This is a genomic window from Erythrobacter fulvus, assembly GCF_028595285.1.
Taxonomy (GTDB): domain Bacteria; phylum Pseudomonadota; class Alphaproteobacteria; order Sphingomonadales; family Sphingomonadaceae; genus Erythrobacter; species Erythrobacter fulvus.
In genome coordinates this window covers 40,672-59,404 of the sequence record NZ_JAQQXQ010000004.1, presented here as the reverse complement: position 1 = coordinate 59,404, position 18,733 = coordinate 40,672, and the positions used below count along the sequence as shown (strand labels likewise).

Genomic DNA, 18,733 nt, shown 5'->3' with positions numbered 1-18,733 from the left:
CGATGAGCGCGGATATTCACCGGCTGGGCGCCAATGCGGGCGAGGAAGCGGGCGAGGCCAATGCGGCCCCGCTGGCCGCCGAACGCAGCGTCTATCTCGAAGCCTATCTCGCGCCTTTCCGCCGCTGGCTCGACCGTGACACCGTGACCGAGATCATGGTCAACCGGCCGGGCGAGGTGTGGATCGAGGATGCCGCCAATCCGGGGATGCAGCGGATCGAAACGCCCGAGATCGACGACCGTCTGGTGCAGCGCCTGGCCGAACAGGTCGCCCGCGTTTCCCATCAGGGCATCAACCGCGAACACCCGCTGCTCGGTGCGACCCTGCCCGACGGTGCGCGCGTGCAGTTCTGCGGACCGCCCGCCGCGCGCAAGCATTGGGTCATGGCGATCCGCCGCCACCGCCGGCTGGACCTGCCGCTTGATGCCTATGACACCGGCCCGCTGGCGGGGGAGGGGCAAGTTGCCATGCCCGATCCGCAAGGCCAGCCGATTTCCTATCTGCGCGAGGCGATCCGCAACCGCCGCACGATCCTGATCTCGGGCGGGACCAGCACCGGCAAGACGACGTTCCTCAACGCCATGCTGGGCGAGATTCCCCGTGCCGAACGCGTGGTGCTGGTGGAAGATACGCCCGAACTAAAATTCCCGGGCGACAATGCGGTGGGTCTGGTTGCGGTGAAGGGCGAGCTGGGTGAGGCCAAGGTGACGGCCAACGAATTGCTGCAAGCCGCGCTGCGCCTGCGCCCCGATCGCATCGTGCTGGGCGAATTGCGCGGCGCGGAGAGCGTCAGCTTCCTGCGCGCGATCAACACCGGTCATCCGGGCAGCTTTTCCACCATCCACGCGAACTCCCTGCGCGGCGCGCTGGAGCAGCTTTCGCTGATGGTGATGCAGACCGGCATCGGCCTCACCCGGTCGGACACCATCGCCTATGCCGCCAGCGTGATCGACGTGATCGTGCAGCTTGGCCGCGACGCCAATGGCAAGCGCGGCATCACGGCAATCGCGGACAGCAAATCGCTGATCTAGCTTTTCGGCTCGCGTTGCAGCGCGATACTTGCGTCCCACTGCACAAATTGACTTCCATGTGACAGGCGGCCCAAGGTGATTTACACCGCGTGCGCCAGCGAACAGATGCGCGTGCGATGCGCCGCGACAACAACGCGGGCCAAGCGAGCAGGGAAGCGATGAGCACGTCACCGATCCAGTCCGACGATTTGCCCGACGCCCAGGGCGCACCTGCGTTTGCCGAACTCGGCCCCGACGAATCGCCCTATTTCAACCGCGAGCTTTCGTGGCTCCAGTTCAACCAGCGCGTCCTGGCCGAGGCCTGTAACGAGCAATACCCGCTGCTTGAACGCCTGCGCTTCCTGTCGATTTCGGGCAGCAATCTCGATGAATTCATGATGATCCGCGTCGCCGGGCTGGTGGGGCAGGCGCAGCGCGGCATCGGGCGTCCTTCGATTGACGGGCTGTCCCCCACCCAGCAGTTGACCGCCATCCGCGAGACGCTGGCGGTGCTTTCCGCCCGCCAGCAGGCGATCTGGCGCACCTTGCGCGATAGTCTGGCCGGGGCCGATATCCACGTCGCCGACGAGGAACGGCTGAAGCCTGCCGCGCACAAGTGGCTCAAGAGCTTCTTCCTCGAGGAAATTCTGCCGATCATCACCCCGCAGGCGATCGATCCGGCGCACCCGTTCCCCTTCGTCCAGAACGGCGGACTGGGCCTGCTGTTCACGCTTACCCGCGATGCGGACAAGGAACAGCTGATCGAAATGGTGCTGATCCCCAGCGCGCTGCCGCGCTTCGTGCGGGTGCCGGACGAGGTGACGGGTGCCGCGGCGGGCGGTGGCGGTGCGCTGTACATCTCGATCGCCAGCCTGATCCAGCGCTACGCCGCTGCGCTGTTTCCCGGCTTCACCATCCAGGGCGACGGGTTGTTCCGGGTGCTGCGCGATAGCGATATCGAGATCGAGGAAGAGGCCGAGGATCTGGTGCGCACCTTCCGCAGCGCGATTCAACGGCGCCGGCGCGGCCAGGTGATCCAGTTGGAACTGGAAGAGGATTTCGATCCCGCCGCAGAGGAGGTCCTGCTCGAACAGCTCGGCGTCCATGAAGCGGCGGTGATCAAGACCGACGGGATGATCGGGATCGACGGGCTTGCCGAAATTGTCGGAGAAGACCGGCCCGACCTCAAGTTCGATGCCTATTCCCCGCGCTTTCCCGAACGCATCCGCGAACATGACGGCGATGCCTTTTCCGCGATCCGCGAAAAGGACATCATCATCCATCACCCCTATGAAAGCTTCGAGGTGGTGGTCGATTTCCTGCGTCAGGCTGCGGCCGACGCGGACGTGGTGGCGATCAAGCAGACGCTCTACCGCGCGGGCTCGCAAAGCGCGGTGATCAACGCGCTGATCGAGGCGGCAGAGGCGGGCAAGTCGGTCACCGCCGTGGTCGAGCTTAAGGCCCGCTTCGACGAGGAACAGAACCTCAAATGGGCGAGCAAGCTGGAACGCGCGGGCGTCCAGGTGATCTACGGCTTCACCGACTGGAAGACCCACGCCAAGGTCGCGATGGTGGTGCGGCGCGAGGGAGCCTCGTTCCGCACCTACTGCCATTTCGGCACGGGCAATTATCACCCCGTCACCGCCAAGATTTACACCGACCTCAGCTTCTTCACCGCCGATCCAAAGCTCGGGCGTGATGCGGCCAAGATGTTCAATTTCGTCACCGGCTATGTCGAGCCGCACGCGCTTGAACGCATCCACATCGCCCCGATCGACCTGCGCGGGGAGATCTATCGCCGGATCGATGCCGAGATCGCCAATGCCCGGGCGGGCAAGCCGGCCGCCATCTGGATGAAATGCAACCAGATCACCGATGACGGCATCATCGACCGGCTTTACGCCGCCAGCAACGCGGGCGTGCAGATCGAACTGGTGGTGCGCGGCATCTGCTGCCTGCGTCCGGGCATCGCCGGTCTTTCCGAGAACATCCGGGTCAAGTCGATCATCGGCCGCTTCCTCGAACACAGCCGCATTTACGCCTTCGCCAATGGTGCGGCGATGCCTAGCGCCCAGGCTGCGGTTTATATCTCTTCGGCTGACCTGATGAGCCGCAATCTCGATCGCCGGGTCGAGGCGCTAATCCCCATACTCAACCGCACGGTGCATGATCAGGTGCTGCAACAGGTGCTGCTGGCTAACATGCTGGACACCGAACAGAGCTGGTGGTGCAATCCCGACGGCTCTTATTCACGCGTCACCACCGACGGCAAGCCGTTCAACTGTCACCGCTATTTCATGACCAACCCTTCGCTTTCGGGTCGCGGCGGGGCGCTGGAGGCAGGGGCGGTGCCCAAGCTGAGCCTGCGCCGGGGTGCCGCCGCATGAGCTATCGCAAGCGGCGCGACGATCGCGACGGGGCTTTTGGCGGCAGCACGCCCGAAAGCGCGATCATCGACATCGGATCGAACACGGTGCGTCTGGTCGTCTACGGCGGAGCGATGCGCGCGCCGATGGTGCTGCTGAACGAGAAAGTGACCGCCAAGCTGGGGCGCGAGATCGCCGCGACGGGGAGGCTGGCGGACGAGGCGGTGGCGCTGGCGCTGCGCGGCCTCAAACGCTTTGCGCTGCTGCTCGATGATCTGGGCATCGACGATGTCGAGACCGTCGCTACCGCAGCGGTGCGCGATGCGGCGAACGGGCCGGAATTCGTCGCACAGCTGCGCGCGATCGGTCTGGAGCCGCGCGTCATCTCGGGCGAGGAAGAGGCGCTGCTGAGCGCGCTTGGCGTCATCGGCGCTTTCCCCGATGCGCGCGGGATCGTGGCGGATCTGGGCGGCGGCAGCCTTGAACTGGTGCGGGTCGCGCGCGGCATGGCCGATGGGGCGAGCACGCTGCCATTGGGCACGTTGCGCCTGCCCGATTATCGCGGGCGCGGGCGGGGTGAGATGCGCAAGAGCCTCGACAAGGCGATCCGCAAGGCCGGGTGGGATTTGTCCGCCACGCCGCCGCAAGACAATGGCGCGCTTTATCTCGTCGGCGGCACGTGGCGGGCGATGGCGGTTTACGCCATGGCGCTGCGCAATCATCCGCTAAGCGATCCGCACGGCTTCGAACTCGATCCCGCCAGCGCGCAGGAACTTGCCGCCGCGCTGGCGGGAAGCGAGAGCGAGGCGCTTAAAGGGCGCGAGAGGATTTCCACGATGCGCGCCGAAAAGCTGCCCGATGCCGCAGTGCTGCTGTCGGCGCTGCTGACGCGGCTCAATCCGGACAAGGTGGTGTTCTCGTCATGGGGCCTGCGCGAAGGGCTGCTTTACGACCGCCTGCCCGATCACAGCCGGGCGCAGGACCCGCTGCTGGCCGGCGTCGGGGTGTTCGCCAACCAGCGCGGCACGCCGGTGACGCTGGCGACGCGGATGGCGGCATGGACGCTTGATGCGGCTCCCGCGCGCGATCACGGCAGCGAAAGGCTGCGGCTGGCAGCGACCATGCTGGCGCTCGCATCGATGCAGATCGAGCCCAACCTGCGCCTGCCGCAAGCGATCGACTGGGCGCTGCACAAGCGCTGGATCGGGGTGGACGGCAAGGATCGGGCAATGATGGCGGCGGCGATTGCAGCCAATGGCAACGTGCTCGACCTGCCCGCTCGCGTGCGCGCATTGGCGAGCGAGGAGGCGCTGGAGGAAGCGGTGCGCTGGGGCCTTGCGCTACGGCTGGCGCGACGGCTGGGCGCGCGCTCGCGCCGTTCGCTCGAAGTTAGCCGGCTGGCGCTGGAAGACAGCGTGCTGGTGCTGAAACTGGCAGAAAGCCACGCCGCGCTGTTCGGCGTGCCGACAGAGAAGGATATGAAGCTTCTCGCAGGCCGGCTCGGGACCGAATGGCGGGTGGAAATCGCGCCGGCCGAGGAACTTCTCTCGCGCGGGGACTAACCTTCCTTGCTGCTGGCAAAGGGCGAGAAGTCGGTGTCGAGATCGAACAGGTCCACGCCTTCGGCCTTCTTGAGCTTGTTCACCACCACATAGGTGACGGGGGTAAGCGCGGCTTCCCAGCCCACCTTGAGCGCCCAGTTGGTGACAATCACGGTCACCACGTCCTGCGTCGTCCAGATGCCGAGAAAGGCGATCGGGTAGAAGATCAGGCTGTCCACGCCCTGTCCGACGAAGGTCGATCCGATCGTGCGGGTCCATAGCAGGCGGCCCTTGGTGAGCACCTTCATCTTGGCCATGACGAAGGAATTGACGAACTCGCCCGCCCAGAATGCGGTGATCGAGGCGACGACGATGCGCCAGGTGCTGCCGAATACCTCGTCATAGGCGGCCTGACCGGTCCAACTGTCGGCGGGCGGCATGGCGACCACGACAAAAGACATGAAGGCCATGAAGGTCAGCGCGGCGAACCCCGTCCAGATCACGCGGCGCGCGCGGGCATAGCCATAGACCTCGGTCAGCACGTCCCCGATGACATAGCCGAGCGGGAAGAACAGGATGCCCGCCCCGAAGGTAAAGCCCGCCACGGTCGATAGCTTGGCCGCGCCGATCAGGTTCGACAGCAGCAGGATCGCGACGAAGGCAGCCATCACGAGATCGTAATAGCGGAAATGCACCGGCGCATGGCTGGTGGCCTGGATGCCGTCATCCGGATCGCGGTCAAAGGCGGCGGCGGGATCGGCGGCGATATTGGCGGGAGAGCTGTTTTCCATCGGATGGTGGGTTAGCGCGATTCCCTTGGCGATCAAAGCGCGCTATTGGCCTCTCCGGCGCGCGCCCGTAGCTCATCTGGATAGAGCGCGAGACTTCTAATCTTGAGGCAGCAGGTTCGAGTCCTGCCGGGCGCGCCATTTTTTTGTTTGGGCCTCAGGCGCCGATGACCTTGAACGCCTCTGCCTCGTCAATCACTTCGGCATATTTGGCCTGAAGGTCGAACAGGTTGGCCTCGTGCGGGCCCTCGTGGCGGTCGGCGCAGGCTTCGCGCACGACGAGCGGGATAAAGCCGTATTGCATCGCGTCCAGCGCGCTCGCCCGTACGCAGCCGCTGGTCGAATATCCTGTGATCAGCAGCGTATCGATACCCTCGGCGTGTAGCACCTCGGCAAGGCCCGTGCCGAAGAAGGCGGAGGGGTATTGCTTGGTGAACACGCGGTCACCCGGCTGCGGGATCAGATCCTCGGGGAAGGCACCCAGCGGCGAGCCTTCGTCAAACGCCTTGAGCACCGGTGCCTTCTTGTAGAAAACCCCGCCGTCCGCGCCGCCGGGCTGATATTGGACATTGGTGAAGATCACCGGCACGCCTGCCGCGCGTGCGGCATCGGCGAGGCGGCGGTTGCTGTCCTTCGCCGCCGCCGCGCTCTGCATGAACAGCGGCGAGCCTTCGGTGAGGTAGGCCGCCACCACATCGACGATCAGCAGCGCCGGACGCGTCCCCGGCTGGAGCCGCCCCTCGTACACGCCTGCATAATTATCGGCTGCCGAGGGGCCGGCCATCAGATGATCCCCGCCGCGGCCAGCTTCTCAAGCTCGCCCGCATCGAGGCCCAGCCGCTCGCCATAGACCTCCGCATTGTCCTGTCCCGGGAACGAAGGAGCCGGACGGCGGATGGTGGAGGGTGTCCTCGAAAGCTTGGGAAAGGCGTTCTGCATCTTCAGCTTGCCGCGCTCCCGCGTCTCGACCTCTATGATCGCCTCGCGCGCCTGGAAATGCGGATCGGCGAGCATGTCGGGCGCGCGATAGACCCGGCCCGCGGGGATCGAATATTCGATCATCAGCGCATCGACTTGGTCCACGGTGAGCGTGCCGGTCCAGTCGTTGATCAGCGCGTCGAGCTCGTCCTGATGGATGCCGCGGGCGATGTGGCTCGAATAGCGTTCGTCCGTGGCCAGTTCGGGACGGCCCATGGCCTGACACAGCCGGGCGAAGATCGCATCGCCATTGGCGCCGATCATGTAGCTGCCGTCCTTGCAGGTATAGACATTGGACGGCGCGATGCCCTTCAGCACCGAGCCCGAACGTTCGCGGATCACGCCGTTGCGGTCATATTCGGGCACAAGGCCCTCCATCACTTGCAACACCGCCTCGTAGAGCGCGGAGTCGACCACCTGGCCTTCGCCTGTCTTGTCGCGGTGGTGCAGCGCGGCGAGCACACCCAGCGCGCCATAGGTCGCGCACAGGGTGTCGCCGATCGAAATGCCCATACGGCTGGGCGGACGGTCGGGTTCGCCGACGATATAGCGCCAGCCGCCCATCGCCTCGCCGATCCCGCCGAACCCGGCGCGGTCGGAATAGGGGCCGTCCTGCCCGTAGCCCGACATGCGGGCGATGATCAGGCCGGGGTTGATGGCGTGGAGTTCCGCAGGCGACAGGCCCCAGCGTTCGAGCGTGCCGGGCTTGAAGTTCTCGATCAGCACGTCGGCATCGGCAATCAGCCGCTTGGCGAGGGCCTGTCCTTCGGGCACGCGCAGGTTGCAGGTGACCGAGCGCTTGTTGCGTGCGATCACTTCCCACTGCACCTTCTCGTCGCCCTGGCCCCAGTTGCGCATCGGATCGCCTGCGCCCGGCGGTTCGATCTTGACGACGTCGGCGCCCATGTCGCCAAGCAACTGGCCGCAGAAGGGGCCTGCGAGCAGCTGGCCCATCTCGACCACCTTGATGCCCGCCAGCGCGCTGGTGTTGGCGGTCGGGGTGACGGCGTTCATTCTGCGGCCTCCCGCATGTTCCAGACCGGCTGGATCGGGGCGGGCAGGCCGGTTTCGGCTTCGCAGTTGGCGCGCAGCGCATCGATGCCGGGGCCGTAATCGAACAGCGGCAGTTCCCCGCGCGAGGCAGCCATTTCCGCGCGCAGCGCTTGCGTTCCGGCGGTGTCCACCACGCCTTCGCCGTCAGCGACAACACCATAGGCGCGCGCGCCTGCGGGGGTGACGAGGCCCTGACGGATTTCGAGACCGACCAGCTCCGGATCGCGCGCTAGCGGGTCACCCCAACCGCCGCCGCCCCAGGTGATGAAGTGGAGCAGATCGCCCGCCTTCACGGCCACGCTTTCCACCTTGTTGCCGACGATTTCGCTGGTGCCGTCGGCGCGTTCGAGCACCTTCTTCGCACGCTCGCCCGGATGCCCGCCGTTGACGCCCCAGGGCGGCACGAACCAACGGTCGTCATGGATCGCGATCTCGCCGTCGGCGAGGAAGCGGTAGGTCATGTGGATGCCGTTGCCCCCGCGGTGCAGGCCCGCGCCGCCGCTGTCGGGCGCGGTGGAGTAACGCTCGATCCGCAGCGGGAAGTAGCGTTCGAGGAATTCGTTGGGGACATTGGTGAAGCCCGGCCAAAGCGAGTGCCCGTCCGGGCCGTCACCCAGTGGACGCCCCGGAATGCCGCCGAAGCCGATCTGGAACAGCTGGAACCAGTCGCGCGTTCCGTCCTCGCGTGCATCCCAGCCCGAATAGAACAGGTGGGGCGACGAGGAGAACCCGGCGGCGTTGAGGAATTCCGGCGTCTTCTGCCCCAGAAGCCCGCCGAGAATGTCGAAGATGCGGCCCAGCGCATGCGTCCGGCCCGACAGTGCGGCGGGGAAATGCGGCTTCAGCAGAGAGCCTTCCGGAATGCGCACCTCGATCAGATCGTAGAACCCGTCATTGAACAGGATCTGCGGATCGAAGACCATGATCATGTAGATGCCGAAGAACATCTTGAACATGTTTTCATTGAGGAAAAAGTTGATCGAGGCGGCCGATTGCGGATCCGTGCCGTCGAAATCGAGCACCACCTTGTCGCCCTCGCGCCACATGGTGCAGCGGATCTTGTAGGGGCCGTAGCCCTTGCCGTCGTCGCAGATGTAATCCTCGAAACTGACGGGTTCTTCGGCCACGGCCATGCCGATCAGTGCCTTCATCGCGCGGTGGTTGCGCGCCAGCAGTTCCTGCGTGGCCGAGACATAGACATCGTCGCCGAAGCGTTCGGCCATTTCGATCACGCGGCGCGCGGCGACGCGGCACGAGGCGATCAGGGCGTTGAGGTCAGCCTGGCACCAGTCGGGCTTGCGGGTCTGGTGCATCACCAGCTTCATCAGGTCTTCGTTGTATTCGCCCTTCTTCCAGATCTTCACCGGCGGGATGCGCACGCCTTCCTCGAAGATCGAGGACGCCCCGATGGGCATGGATCCGGGAACCGAGCCCCCGATGTCGCTCTGGTGGCCGAACATCGCGGTATAGGCGAGCAGCCGCCCGTCCTTGAACACCGGCAGCAGCACCAGCCAGTCGTTGGAGTGCGAAATCGCCCCGCCGCAAGAATAGGGATCGGACAGGAAGATCATGTCCCCGTCCTCGATCGTGCCGTCGAAGCTTTGCAGGAAGCCGTCGATAAAGCTGCCGAACTGGCCGACGATCATCTTGCCCGCGGGATCGGAGATCAACGGGAAGGCGTCGCCCTGTTCGCGGATGCCGGGCGACATCGCGGTGCGCACGAGGGTCGCGTCCATCTCGATGCGTGCGTTGCGCAGCGCGTTCTCGATGATGTCGAGCGTGACCGGATCAATCGCGACCTTCTGGAAGGGGGTGGTGTTGGGTTCGATAATGCGAGCCGGCATGGTCTTAGCCCTCCGCCTTCAGAGTGATGAGGATGTTGCCCACCGCGTCGACAGTCGCGCGGCAGTCGTGTTCGACGAGCGTGGTTGAATCCATCTCGGTGATGATCGCCGGGCCTTCGATCACGTCGGCCTGCCGCAGCTTCGCGCGATCGTAGATCACCGCTGCGCGTTCCTCGCCGTCCATCCACAGCACGTGGTCGCGGATCTTGGCGGCTGACGGATTGCCGTCGCCCTTGGGCAATTCGGCAGCGGGCAGGGCAGGGGCCTGACCCAGCGCCACGGCGCGAAGGTTCACGATCTCGTGCGGGGTATCCATGTTGAAGGTGAACAGACGCAGGTGCTCTTCGTCGAAGCGGGCGAGGATGCCTTCGATCCCGTCCTTCTCGAGAATGTCCTGAGTAATCGTCAGAGGCACCTCGAAGGCCTGCCCGGCGTAACGCACGTCGATTTCGAATTCCGAAGTGATCTGGTCCTCCGGGATGCCGTCGGCCAGCAGTTCGTTGCGGGTCTGCGCGGCCATTTCGTCGAGCACGGCGACCAGATCGGCGATGGTGGTATCCTTGGCGAGGCGCGAGAAGCTGCGCGCTGTCTCCGTCCGCATCCGCGTCGTCGCGTCGCCCAGGGCGCACAGCACGCCGGGGGAGACCGGCGAGATCGCGGGCCAGGAACCCATCAGCCGTGCGACCGCGTTGACGTGCAGCGGGCCCGCTCCGCCGAAGCCCATCAGCGCGAATTCGCGAGGGTCGTAGCCCTGCTGCACCGAAATCATCCGCAGCGCGCCGAACATGTTTTCATTGACGATATCGATGATCCCGCGCGCGGCTTCCATCAGCGTCACGCCCAGCGCATCGGCGATGGTCTGCACCGCCGCCTTGGCGCCTTCGCGATCAAGCTTGAAGCTGCCGCCGAGCAGGTCTTCCGGCAGGTAGCCGAGGACCACGTTTGCGTCGGTCACGGTCGGCAGCGTGCCGCCCTTGTTATAGGCCACCGGCCCCGGCACCGCGCCCGCGCTTTCCGGGCCGACGCGCAGCGCCTTGGTGAGTTCGGGAACGTGCGCGATCGAGCCGCCGCCCGCGCCCACCGTCTTCACATCGAGCGCTGAAGCGCGCACCGACAGGTGCCCGACTTCGGTGGTGCGCTGGCGGCGCGGCTCCAGCCCCTGGATCAGCGCCACGTCGGTCGAGGTGCCGCCCACGTCGAGCGTCAGAATATTTTCGAAGCCAGCATTTTTCGCCACCCACAGCGCTCCCGTCACGCCTCCTGCGGGGCCGGACATGAGGATGTTGACCGGGTGTTCCTCTGCCTTCTGGCTGCTCATCAAGCCGCCGTCCGAACGCAGCAGCGAGAGCCGACCCTTGAGGCCTTCGGCCTCCAGCTTGTTGCGCAGGTTGGAGACATACTTGCTCACCACCGGACGCACCGCAGCATTAGCCACGGTCGAAAGCGTGCGTTCGTATTCCTGCATTTCGGGCAGGACTTCGTGGGAAAGCGAAACGGGGATGCCGGGCAGTTCTTCGGCGGCAATCTCGCCGATGCGGCTTTCATGCGCGCCGTTGAGATAGGCGTTCATCAGGCTGACGGTGAGCGCCTCGATCCCGTCGCCCTTGAGCTTGCGCAGCGCCGCGCGCACTGCATCTTCATCAAGCGGGGCGACCTCGCGGCCCTTCGCGTCCATGCGCCCCGGCACCTCGACGGTGTGTTCGAGCCGTGCGAGCGGCTGCGGCTTGGGCCACACGATCCACGCGGCAAGGCCACCGGGCACAAAGCTGCGCGCGATCTGCATAATGTCGCGGTAGCCCTGCGTGGTGACGAGGCCGACCTTCGCACCCTTGCCCTCCAGCACGGCATTGGTCGCCACGGTGGTGCCATGGAGGAAATAGCTGATGTCTGCTGCCGTGATCCCGGCCTTTTCGGTGATCGCCTTGACCCCCGTGAGGATGCCTTCCGAGGAATCGTGCGGGGTCGAGGGCGTCTTGTGCCGCCAGAACGCGCCGCTTGCCTCGTCGAACAGCAGCAGGTCGGTGAAAGTCCCGCCCACGTCCACACCCAACCTGTACGTCATGCCGGCTCCTTTTGCCTTGTCCTGTTGCGCCGCTTACGCCGCGCGCGCGACGGCCGAGGGCAATTCGCGCCCCAGCTGCCCCGCAAACCACTTGTTCGCCGCGATCGCGGCCTCGAGATCGATGCCCGTTGCCACACCGGAACGCTGCATCATGTAGATAAGGTCCTCGGTGGCGATATTGCCCGTCGCGCGCGGGGCGAAGGGACAGCCGCCAAGCCCGCCGAGCGAGGCGTCGAAAATCCGCACGCCCGCCTTGTAGGCTTCCCACGCATTGGCGATGCCGGTGCCGCGGGTATTGTGGAAATGGGCGCGCATGGGGATGTTCTGCCCGAGCAGTTCGCCCAGCTTGCCGAACAATTCGCCCGCCTCTGCTGGGGTGCCGACGCCGATCGTGTCGGCCAGCGCGATTTCTTCCGGAGCCTCGATCGCCAGTTCCTCGGCAATGGCGAGCACGGTCGAATGCTTCACTTCGCCCTCGAACGGGCAGCCGAATGCGGCGGATATGGTGACTTGCGCGCGCATCCCTTCGGCCTTGGCGAAACGGAGCATATCGCGGGTTTCCGCCAGCCCTTCGGCGATGGTCTGGCCCTGGTTCTTCTGTCCGAAGGTGTCGCTGGCGACGATCACGCAGCCGACCTGATCGATTCCGCGCGCACCATCATCGCGGGTGGCGAGCGCGCGCATCACGCCGCGCTTGTTGAGGACGAGGCCGATATAGGTGCAATCCTTGCGATCGGGCAGGCCGGCGATCACGGCTTCCGCGTCGGCCATCTGCGGCACGCGCTGCGGGTGCACGAAGCTCGCCACTTCGAGCCGCCGTGCGCCGTAACCGATCATCCGCCCGATCAGCGCGTGCTTGGTTTCTGTCGCGATGATGTCTGGCTCGTTCTGCAATCCGTCGCGCGGACCGACTTCGACCAGTTCGATAGCTTCGCTCGCCATGGTGAATCGCCTGCCGTCAAGATGAGACCGAGCGCTGACTTACCCAATTTGTATACAATTGCAATCGCCCTGCGCACAGCTTGTGCAATTGGAGCGTTCCGCCGGGTGCGGCGTTGTTACGCAGCTTCGGAGGTGCTTTCACCGGCCGCCGGGCCTACCGTATTGGCAAAGCTGTGAAACGCGCGGCGCAGGTGGCTACCCATCACCGCGCGGGCCCATTCGGGATCACGCGCTGCAAAGGCGGCAATCAGTTCGTCATGATCGCGCGCCGACTGGCGCAGATCGTCGAGCGAGTAATTGCGCGCTGTCCGCAGCACCACCGGTGCTTCCACCAGCTTTGCCAGCATCTGGCCCAGGCGCGGCGAATGGGCGGCGTCGATCACCAGCTCGTGAAAGCTGCGGTTCGCTTCGAGAAACCGCGCCACATCGGGCACCGGACGCTCGATCGCGTCCTTCAGGATGCGGTTCACGGTCTCCAGCTGGGCCACTTGCGCCCGCGAGAGGCGGCGCGCAGCGCGCTCGGCAGCGTGGCATTCGAGCATCTGCCTGAGCGTGAACATTTCCTCGATATCGTCGCGGCTCCAGTCGGCCACGAATAATCGCTTGGTGTCGCTGCGCACCAGCAACAACTCGTCCTCGAGCCTTCGCACGGCTTCGCGCACAGGCGTTCGGCTGACGCCCGCGATTTGCGCCAGCTGGTCTTCGGTCAGCTGTTCGCTCGGCTGTGCCGCTCCGCTCAGCAAATAGGCGCGGATCTTCTGATAGGCTTGATCAGAGGCGCGGCTCATCGGCGGATCACCGGATCGCTATTGGGGCAGGGGGGTGCGTTCATCTCATGTCCTTACTGGAGTCAGTCACTTGCCGCGACAAGCGCTGCGGCTGCAAAAACACACCTGTCCTGTCACTATCGGCTCTTTTAGGGAAAGCACTTGACGGGAGCGATTTGTATACAATAACGGTTCGCGAAATGGCAACAGGGGAGTGCCGTGAACCGCATCAAGGTTATCGTGCCGATTGCGATGGATGAAGCCGGGGTCGCCAATCGCGCCCAGCAGCTTCCTGATGGCTTCGTGCGTCCCGGCTTTGCGCCGACCTTCGAGGCGGTGCGCTGGGGTGCGGCGCTGGGAGACTCCTATCACGATACACTGCTGATGGATTGGACGGTGTTCCAGGCCGGCATCACCGCAGAAGCCGAAGGCTATGCCGGCGTGCTGATCGACACGGTGAGCGATTCTGGGCTGTGGCCGCTTCGCTCGGCACTCAACATCCCCGTTGTCGGACCGGGCGAGGCAAGTTTCGCTGCGGCGATGATGCTCGGCAAGAAATTCTCCGTCATCACCATGTGGCCGCAGTGGTTCCCGCTCTACGAAAAGGTGTTGAACCAGCACGGCTGGGAACACCGCTGCGCCAGCGTGCGATCGATCGACACGCGGCCCGACGTCACCGAACTGCTCGAAGGCAAGGAGGAAGTCGTCTTCGCCAAGCTCAAGGCCGAAGCGATGAAGGCGATTGAGGAAGACGGGGCCGATGTGGTCGTCCTCGGTTCCACCACGATGCACCAGTCGGCTGCTTACTTGCAGGGCGAGTTGCCGGTGCCGGTGCTGAACCCGGGGCAGGTTGCCTACAAGCAGCTTGAAACCCTGATCGAACTCGGCCTGACCCATTCGAAGAAGGCCTTCCCCGCCCCCGAGGTGCCGATGCACGAAAACATCCGTAAAGGCTGGTACTGATGAGCGATTGGACCGAAGGCGGCCCCGGCCAGGCGCCGCTGCCCTATCCCTTCTATGTCGATATCGTCACCAAGCGGTATTTCGACGGGGTCGACAACAAGATCATGGATCAGGTGCTCGACTGCTTCACGCCCGACGCGGTGCTGACTGAGGTGACCAGCAACACCGTGCATCAGGGCCGCGAAGCGATCCGGGCGATGTTCGTCAAGCTGTTCGCCGATTTCGAGAGCATCTGGCACGGCAATTTCGTCCACACTGCCGATCCCGAAACCAATGCGATCTGCAGCCAGTTCACCGTTCTGATCACGCCCAACGGCGGCGAGGAGCTGCGTTACGAGAACTGCAACCGCTTCTACCTGAAGGACCGGCTGTTCCACCGCGTCTATGTCTACATGTCGGGTGACAACCTGCTGAAGGAAGGGGACGCCTGATGCAGTACGAACCTGTGATGTCGCGCGCCGAGCTGATCGATTTCGCGCTGAACAAGTATTTCGCCCGCGTCGATGCAAAGGACATGGAAGGGGCGCTGTCGTGCTTTCACGATACCGCGCTGTTCTGCGTCCAGACTGCCTTCACACGCCACGCGGGCAAGGCCGAAATCCGGCGCATGTTCGAGGATTTCTTCGGAGCCTACGAAACCATCATCCACCGTGATTTCACCTGCACGGTGGACGAGAAGAATGGTCGCATCACTGCGAATTTCGTGGCCGAACTGCATGACGCGGACGGCAATGTCACCTTGCTTCACAACACCAATTTCTGGCGCCTGCGGCCTGGCCCCGAAGGGCCGAAGTTTCAGGAAGTCTATGTCTACATGAGCGGGGCCAATGTCCTCGTCTGATCCCTCCAATCCTCTCATTCGCATCTAGGAGAGCCGTCCCATGAATGTCCGTCTCGTTCTTGCCTCTGGCGCGGCTCTTGGCGCCATTGCCTTTGCCACCCCTGCAATGGCGCAGGATGCCCCCGGCACCAGTCAGGCCGCAGAAGATGATAACGCAATCATCGTCACCGCCCGCCGCCAGTCGGAAACCCTTGCCGATGTGCCGGCGTCGGTCACTGTGTTCGGCGCGGACACGCTGGCGAAGACGGGGGTGCAGCGCGCCGACGACTTCATCCAGCTGACCCCGGGCGTCACCATCGTTACCGGCACGGCCGAAGCGGGCGACACCCAGATCAACATCCGCGGCATCAACGGTGCGCGCGACGCGGAAAGCTCGGTCGCGCTGGTGGTCGACGGGATCCTCAAGACCAACACCGCACAATTGAATCAGAACCAGGGCACGCTGCGGCAGGTCGAAATCCTCAAAGGCCCGCAGGGCGCGCTTTACGGGCGTAACGCTGCGGCGGGTGCGATCGTGATCCAGACCCTGAAGCCGGGCGACCGGCTCGAAGCCGGGGCGACGCTGCGCGCTGCCGAAGACAACACCTATCTTGCCACCGGATATGTCTCGGTGCCGGTGGGCGACACGGCGGGCTTTGTGCTGTCGGGCAACTATTCGACCACCGACGGCTTCTTCCGCAACCGTTTCCTCAATAATTCCAAGACCATCGATGATCAGGAAATCTGGTCGGTCGACGGGCGTTTCGTGGCCGAGCTGGGGCCGAATACCGAACTCGACGTGAAGGCGCGCTATGCCGATCTCACGGGGGCGTCGATCAACTTCAACGCCAGCTTCCACCTGCCCAATTTCGCTGCGGTCGATCCCGCTTTCTTCGAGGACGTGAACACCCACCCGTTCGGTTTCTATTCGAACATCCGTCCGACCAACGATCAGACCACCTTCGAGGCTTCGGCCAAGATCGAACACCAGTTCGACAGCGTCACGCTGACGGCCTGGGCGCTTTACAGCGATGTTGACCAGTCGCTTACCGCAGACGGCACCTCGGCCGACTTCGCGCGCTTCCTTGACTTCACCGGAACCGCGACCGGCGCTCTAGCTGCTGCTAATGCCGCATGCTTCGGCTCGACCGCGGCGCTCACCGGCTTCCCGCTCAACGCGCCGACCTTCATCGGCCAGATCCCGGTGCCGTTCATCTTCGCGCCCGCCAACGGTTCGACCTTCGGCCCCTATAGCCCGACGACCTGCGACGGCACCCAGTTCCAGATCCGCGAACAGAGCGATTTCAGCGCCGAAATCCGTCTCGCTTCCAACGGCGACGGGCCGTTCAATTGGCAGGTCGGGGCCTATTACCTGCACATCGATCGCGAAGTGGGCGTCAGCCTCGGAGCGGACCTCGGCAATGGTGTGACCCGCCAGCTCTATAACGCGCCGGGTTCGGCCAACCCCACCACCCAGCTGTATAACGACGATTTCTCGACTGACGTCTACGCGCTGTTCGCATCGGCCGATTTCGATGTGTCGGATCGCTTCAACATCAGCGTCGCCGGACGTTACGATATCGAAGACCGCAGCATCAGCAGCCTTGTGCCTGCCGTGTTCGATCCGATCACCGGCGGCCCGATCAATCCCGGTCAGCAGGTCGTCGGCGGCGTGGTCCAGCCGATCCCCGATCAGTCGCAGACCTTCAAGCAGTTCCAGCCCAAGATCTCGCTGCGTTACGAGGCAACCGACGATATCAATCTCTATGCCAACTGGGGTATCGGCTTCAAATCGGGCGGCTTCAACAACCAGGGCTCGGCCGCGATCGTCGATCAGGCGTTCAACCAGTTCATCGGTACCAACGTGCTGATCAACGACCAGTACCGCAAGGAAGTCTCCAGCGCGTTCGAGGCGGGGATCAAGGGCAATCTGCTCGACAACCGGATCACCTTCGATCTGGCCGGTTACTACACCAATATCGACGACATGCAGTTCTTCGAGTTCTTCGTCGGCGGTTTCGGCCTGCTGCGCGTTGTCTCGAACATCGACGAGGTGGAAATCTTCGGGGCCGAGCTCAACCTCACCGCCGAGCTGCTGGAAGGCTGGACGGTGTTCGGTTCGGCCAACGTCACCGACAGCGAGATCAAGGCCAATGCCTCGCGTCCGGTGACGGTGGGCAACAAGTCGCCCTATACCGCCGATTACACCATCAACCTCGGCACCCAGCTCGATCTGCCGGTGTCGAACACGATCAACTTCGTCAGCCGCGTCGATTACCGGATTACCGGCCCGACGTGGTTCCACACTCTGCAGGACGATACCAACCCGACCCTGTTCAGCGGGTTGCTGCCGGGTTCGGCGCTGGCGCTGCCGGCCTTCGTGGGCGATGCCGATTACTCGGTTTCGCAGCGCGATACCTTCGGTGTCGTCGACATGCGCATCGGGCTGGAGACCGACCGTTGGTCAATCTTCGCCTATGCCGAAAACCTGTTCGACGAGCGCTATCTCAACGAAGTCATCACTGCGGTGGAATTCGGCGGCTCGTTCATCTCGCCGGGCGGCTTGCAGCGCTTCGGTGTGGAGCTTGGCTACAAGTTCTGAGCCCCTCGGGTAGGCCAGACACGGCGGCGACGGGAAAAACCCGCGCCGCCGTTTTTGTGAGTCCTTGTCGCCCTACCGGTTCAGCCAGCGGCTGTGCTTCGCAACAGCTGCTTGAGGGCGGGTGTTATCCCCGGGCCACATTTTCCAGCAGTTCTGCGGTAACCGGATAGCCGGCGTCGGACAGGATCGTCAGCCAGGGCTTGCCGTCCTGCTCCACCACCTGCGGCATGATCGTGCGCACCGGAATCGCTTCGGCCTGCGCGCGGGCCTCCTCGTAGCTGCCGAAAAGCGCCAGCCGTTCGAGATTGCGGCGGGTGGGGAAGATCAGTTTGATCTCGCCGCGCTCGGCCGCATCCAATGCGCCTTGCGCCGATGTCCAGAACAAATGGGTGTTTTCCGCATGGTCGATCGAAACATCGACCGCGCCCGTACCCAGATTGGCGAGATAGAAGCGGGTGTCATAGACGCGCGGGATGTTCTCGTTCTTCGGGAACCAGCGCGCGAAGGGCGTGATCTGGGCAAGGTCCAGATTCCAGCCGAACTCCGCCAGCACCGGCGCGAGCGCCTGTGTTTCAGCCAGCATCGCGCGGGCAGCAGCGGCGCGGTCGGCATCGATCTGCCCCGCCAGCCCGAGCGCGAGGCCGGTTTCCTCCAGCGTTTCGCGCACGGCGGCGATCTGGTGGGCGGCTTCATCGACGGGGATGGCGGCGCGGTCGGCGATTTCCTCGCCCAGAGCGAAGTCTGCCGGATCGACCCGCCCGCCGGGGAACACCGCCATGCCCCCGGCAAAGGACATGTTGCGTGAACGCACGGTCATCAGCACTTCCGGCGCGCCGCCCGCCGGGGCGTTGCGGAAGATGATGATGGTGGCTGCGGGAATGCCCTGGGCTGGGGAATCAGTGCTCATCACCGGTCAGCATGGCGCGCCGGCGGGCGCTTGCCAAGCACGCAGGCACTATCCTGCCGCTTTGGAGAGGAGTGTCGGGCTGCTTTACAC

The 18,733-nt window shown here is 64.4% G+C and carries 15 protein-coding genes and 1 tRNA gene; 8 read left to right on the top strand and 8 right to left on the bottom strand.

The window, feature by feature from the left end; all coding sequences use genetic code 11:
- Positions 1-2: 2 nt before the first annotated feature.
- The 3 genes from virB11 to OIK40_RS06210 all read left to right on the top strand — a co-directional run bounded on the left by virB11 (position 3) and on the right by OIK40_RS06210 (position 4,938).
- A complete protein-coding gene (gene virB11, locus OIK40_RS06220; protein ID WP_273677084.1) occupies positions 3-1,031 on the top strand; it encodes a P-type DNA transfer ATPase VirB11 in 1,029 nt (342 codons plus the stop codon).
- A gap of 158 nt (positions 1,032-1,189) precedes the next feature.
- On the top strand, positions 1,190-3,397 hold the full coding sequence (locus OIK40_RS06215; RefSeq protein WP_273677083.1) for an RNA degradosome polyphosphate kinase: 2,208 nt from the start codon (positions 1,190-1,192) through the stop codon (positions 3,395-3,397).
- The gene (locus tag OIK40_RS06210) at positions 3,394-4,938 is read left to right on the top strand and encodes a Ppx/GppA family phosphatase (protein ID WP_273677082.1); all 1,545 of its coding nucleotides are present in this window, start codon (positions 3,394-3,396) and stop codon (positions 4,936-4,938) included. The genes OIK40_RS06215 and OIK40_RS06210 overlap by 4 nt, the downstream gene beginning before the upstream one ends.
- On the opposite strand, the gene OIK40_RS06205 is transcribed toward OIK40_RS06210, so the two are convergent.
- Positions 4,935-5,708 (bottom strand): queuosine precursor transporter, encoded by a 774-nt coding sequence (locus OIK40_RS06205; RefSeq protein ID WP_273677417.1) that lies wholly within the window; start codon positions 5,706-5,708, stop codon positions 4,935-4,937. The genes OIK40_RS06210 and OIK40_RS06205 overlap by 4 nt on opposite strands.
- A gap of 61 nt (positions 5,709-5,769) precedes the next feature.
- On the opposite strand from OIK40_RS06205, the gene OIK40_RS06200 reads away from it, so the two are divergent.
- Positions 5,770-5,846, top strand: a tRNA-Arg gene (locus OIK40_RS06200).
- 16 nt (positions 5,847-5,862) lie between these two features.
- Here the strand turns inward: OIK40_RS06200 and OIK40_RS06195 are convergent.
- The 6 genes from OIK40_RS06195 to OIK40_RS06170 all read right to left on the bottom strand — a co-directional run bounded on the left by OIK40_RS06195 (position 5,863) and on the right by OIK40_RS06170 (position 13,372).
- A complete protein-coding gene (locus OIK40_RS06195) occupies positions 5,863-6,489 on the bottom strand; it encodes an isochorismatase family protein (RefSeq protein ID WP_273677081.1) in 627 nt (208 codons plus the stop codon).
- Positions 6,489-7,697: a CaiB/BaiF CoA transferase family protein gene (locus OIK40_RS06190; RefSeq protein ID WP_273677080.1), complete on the bottom strand. Its 1,209-nt coding sequence runs from the start codon at positions 7,695-7,697 to the stop codon at positions 6,489-6,491. Before OIK40_RS06190 ends, OIK40_RS06195 begins: the two co-directional genes overlap by 1 nt.
- The gene (locus OIK40_RS06185) at positions 7,694-9,580 is read right to left on the bottom strand and encodes a hydantoinase B/oxoprolinase family protein (RefSeq protein ID WP_273677079.1); all 1,887 of its coding nucleotides are present in this window, start codon (positions 9,578-9,580) and stop codon (positions 7,694-7,696) included. The genes OIK40_RS06190 and OIK40_RS06185 overlap by 4 nt, the downstream gene beginning before the upstream one ends.
- Positions 9,581-9,584: 4 nt before the next feature.
- Complete coding sequence (locus tag OIK40_RS06180; protein WP_273677077.1) at positions 9,585-11,642, bottom strand: hydantoinase/oxoprolinase family protein; 2,058 nt, start codon at positions 11,640-11,642, stop codon at positions 9,585-9,587.
- Between the two features lie 33 nt (positions 11,643-11,675).
- Complete coding sequence (locus OIK40_RS06175) at positions 11,676-12,584, bottom strand: hydroxymethylglutaryl-CoA lyase (RefSeq protein WP_273677075.1); 909 nt, start codon at positions 12,582-12,584, stop codon at positions 11,676-11,678.
- Between the two features lie 116 nt (positions 12,585-12,700).
- Positions 12,701-13,372 carry a GntR family transcriptional regulator gene (locus OIK40_RS06170; RefSeq protein WP_273677073.1) on the bottom strand — a complete coding sequence of 224 codons (672 nt, stop codon included), beginning with the start codon at positions 13,370-13,372 and terminating at the stop codon, positions 12,701-12,703.
- Between the two features lie 198 nt (positions 13,373-13,570).
- On the opposite strand from OIK40_RS06170, the gene OIK40_RS06165 reads away from it, so the two are divergent.
- From OIK40_RS06165 to OIK40_RS06150, 4 genes are read left to right on the top strand one after another with little or no spacing between them, the layout of a single operon-like run.
- Positions 13,571-14,314, top strand: a complete 744-nt coding sequence (locus OIK40_RS06165) for an aspartate/glutamate racemase family protein (protein WP_273677072.1) — start codon at positions 13,571-13,573, stop codon at positions 14,312-14,314.
- Positions 14,314-14,745 (top strand): nuclear transport factor 2 family protein, encoded by a 432-nt coding sequence (locus OIK40_RS06160; protein WP_273677070.1) that lies wholly within the window; start codon positions 14,314-14,316, stop codon positions 14,743-14,745. Before OIK40_RS06165 ends, OIK40_RS06160 begins: the two co-directional genes overlap by 1 nt.
- Complete coding sequence (locus OIK40_RS06155) at positions 14,745-15,155, top strand: nuclear transport factor 2 family protein (RefSeq protein WP_273677068.1); 411 nt, start codon at positions 14,745-14,747, stop codon at positions 15,153-15,155. Before OIK40_RS06160 ends, OIK40_RS06155 begins: the two co-directional genes overlap by 1 nt.
- 40 nt (positions 15,156-15,195) lie before the next feature.
- The gene (locus tag OIK40_RS06150; RefSeq protein WP_273677066.1) at positions 15,196-17,736 is read left to right on the top strand and encodes a TonB-dependent receptor; all 2,541 of its coding nucleotides are present in this window, start codon (positions 15,196-15,198) and stop codon (positions 17,734-17,736) included.
- A 124-nt stretch (positions 17,737-17,860) separates the two neighbouring features.
- Here the strand turns inward: OIK40_RS06150 and OIK40_RS06145 are convergent, their stop codons facing one another.
- Complete coding sequence (locus OIK40_RS06145) at positions 17,861-18,643, bottom strand: NUDIX hydrolase (RefSeq protein WP_273677064.1); 783 nt, start codon at positions 18,641-18,643, stop codon at positions 17,861-17,863.
- Positions 18,644-18,733 lie beyond the last annotated feature (90 nt).

Bases quoted from the DNA above. Each gene is read 5' to 3' on its own strand.
- virB11 (WP_273677084.1), top strand. From the start codon at position 3: ATGAGCGCGGATATTCACCGGCTGGGCGCCAATGCGGGCGAGGAAGCG.
- OIK40_RS06215 (WP_273677083.1), top strand. From the start codon at position 1,190: ATGAGCACGTCACCGATCCAGTCCGACGATTTGCCCGACGCCCAGGGC.
- OIK40_RS06210 (WP_273677082.1), top strand. From the start codon at position 3,394: ATGAGCTATCGCAAGCGGCGCGACGATCGCGACGGGGCTTTTGGCGGC.
- OIK40_RS06205 (WP_273677417.1), bottom strand. From the start codon at position 5,708: ATGGAAAACAGCTCTCCCGCCAATATCGCCGCCGATCCCGCCGCCGCC.
- OIK40_RS06195 (WP_273677081.1), bottom strand. From the start codon at position 6,489: ATGGCCGGCCCCTCGGCAGCCGATAATTATGCAGGCGTGTACGAGGGG.
- OIK40_RS06190 (WP_273677080.1), bottom strand. From the start codon at position 7,697: ATGAACGCCGTCACCCCGACCGCCAACACCAGCGCGCTGGCGGGCATC.
- OIK40_RS06185 (WP_273677079.1), bottom strand. From the start codon at position 9,580: ATGCCGGCTCGCATTATCGAACCCAACACCACCCCCTTCCAGAAGGTC.
- OIK40_RS06180 (WP_273677077.1), bottom strand. From the start codon at position 11,642: ATGACGTACAGGTTGGGTGTGGACGTGGGCGGGACTTTCACCGACCTG.
- OIK40_RS06175 (WP_273677075.1), bottom strand. From the start codon at position 12,584: ATGGCGAGCGAAGCTATCGAACTGGTCGAAGTCGGTCCGCGCGACGGA.
- OIK40_RS06170 (WP_273677073.1), bottom strand. From the start codon at position 13,372: ATGAGCCGCGCCTCTGATCAAGCCTATCAGAAGATCCGCGCCTATTTG.
- OIK40_RS06160 (WP_273677070.1), top strand. From the start codon at position 14,314: ATGAGCGATTGGACCGAAGGCGGCCCCGGCCAGGCGCCGCTGCCCTAT.
- OIK40_RS06155 (WP_273677068.1), top strand. From the start codon at position 14,745: ATGCAGTACGAACCTGTGATGTCGCGCGCCGAGCTGATCGATTTCGCG.
- OIK40_RS06150 (WP_273677066.1), top strand. From the start codon at position 15,196: ATGAATGTCCGTCTCGTTCTTGCCTCTGGCGCGGCTCTTGGCGCCATT.
- OIK40_RS06145 (WP_273677064.1), bottom strand. From the start codon at position 18,643: ATGAGCACTGATTCCCCAGCCCAGGGCATTCCCGCAGCCACCATCATC.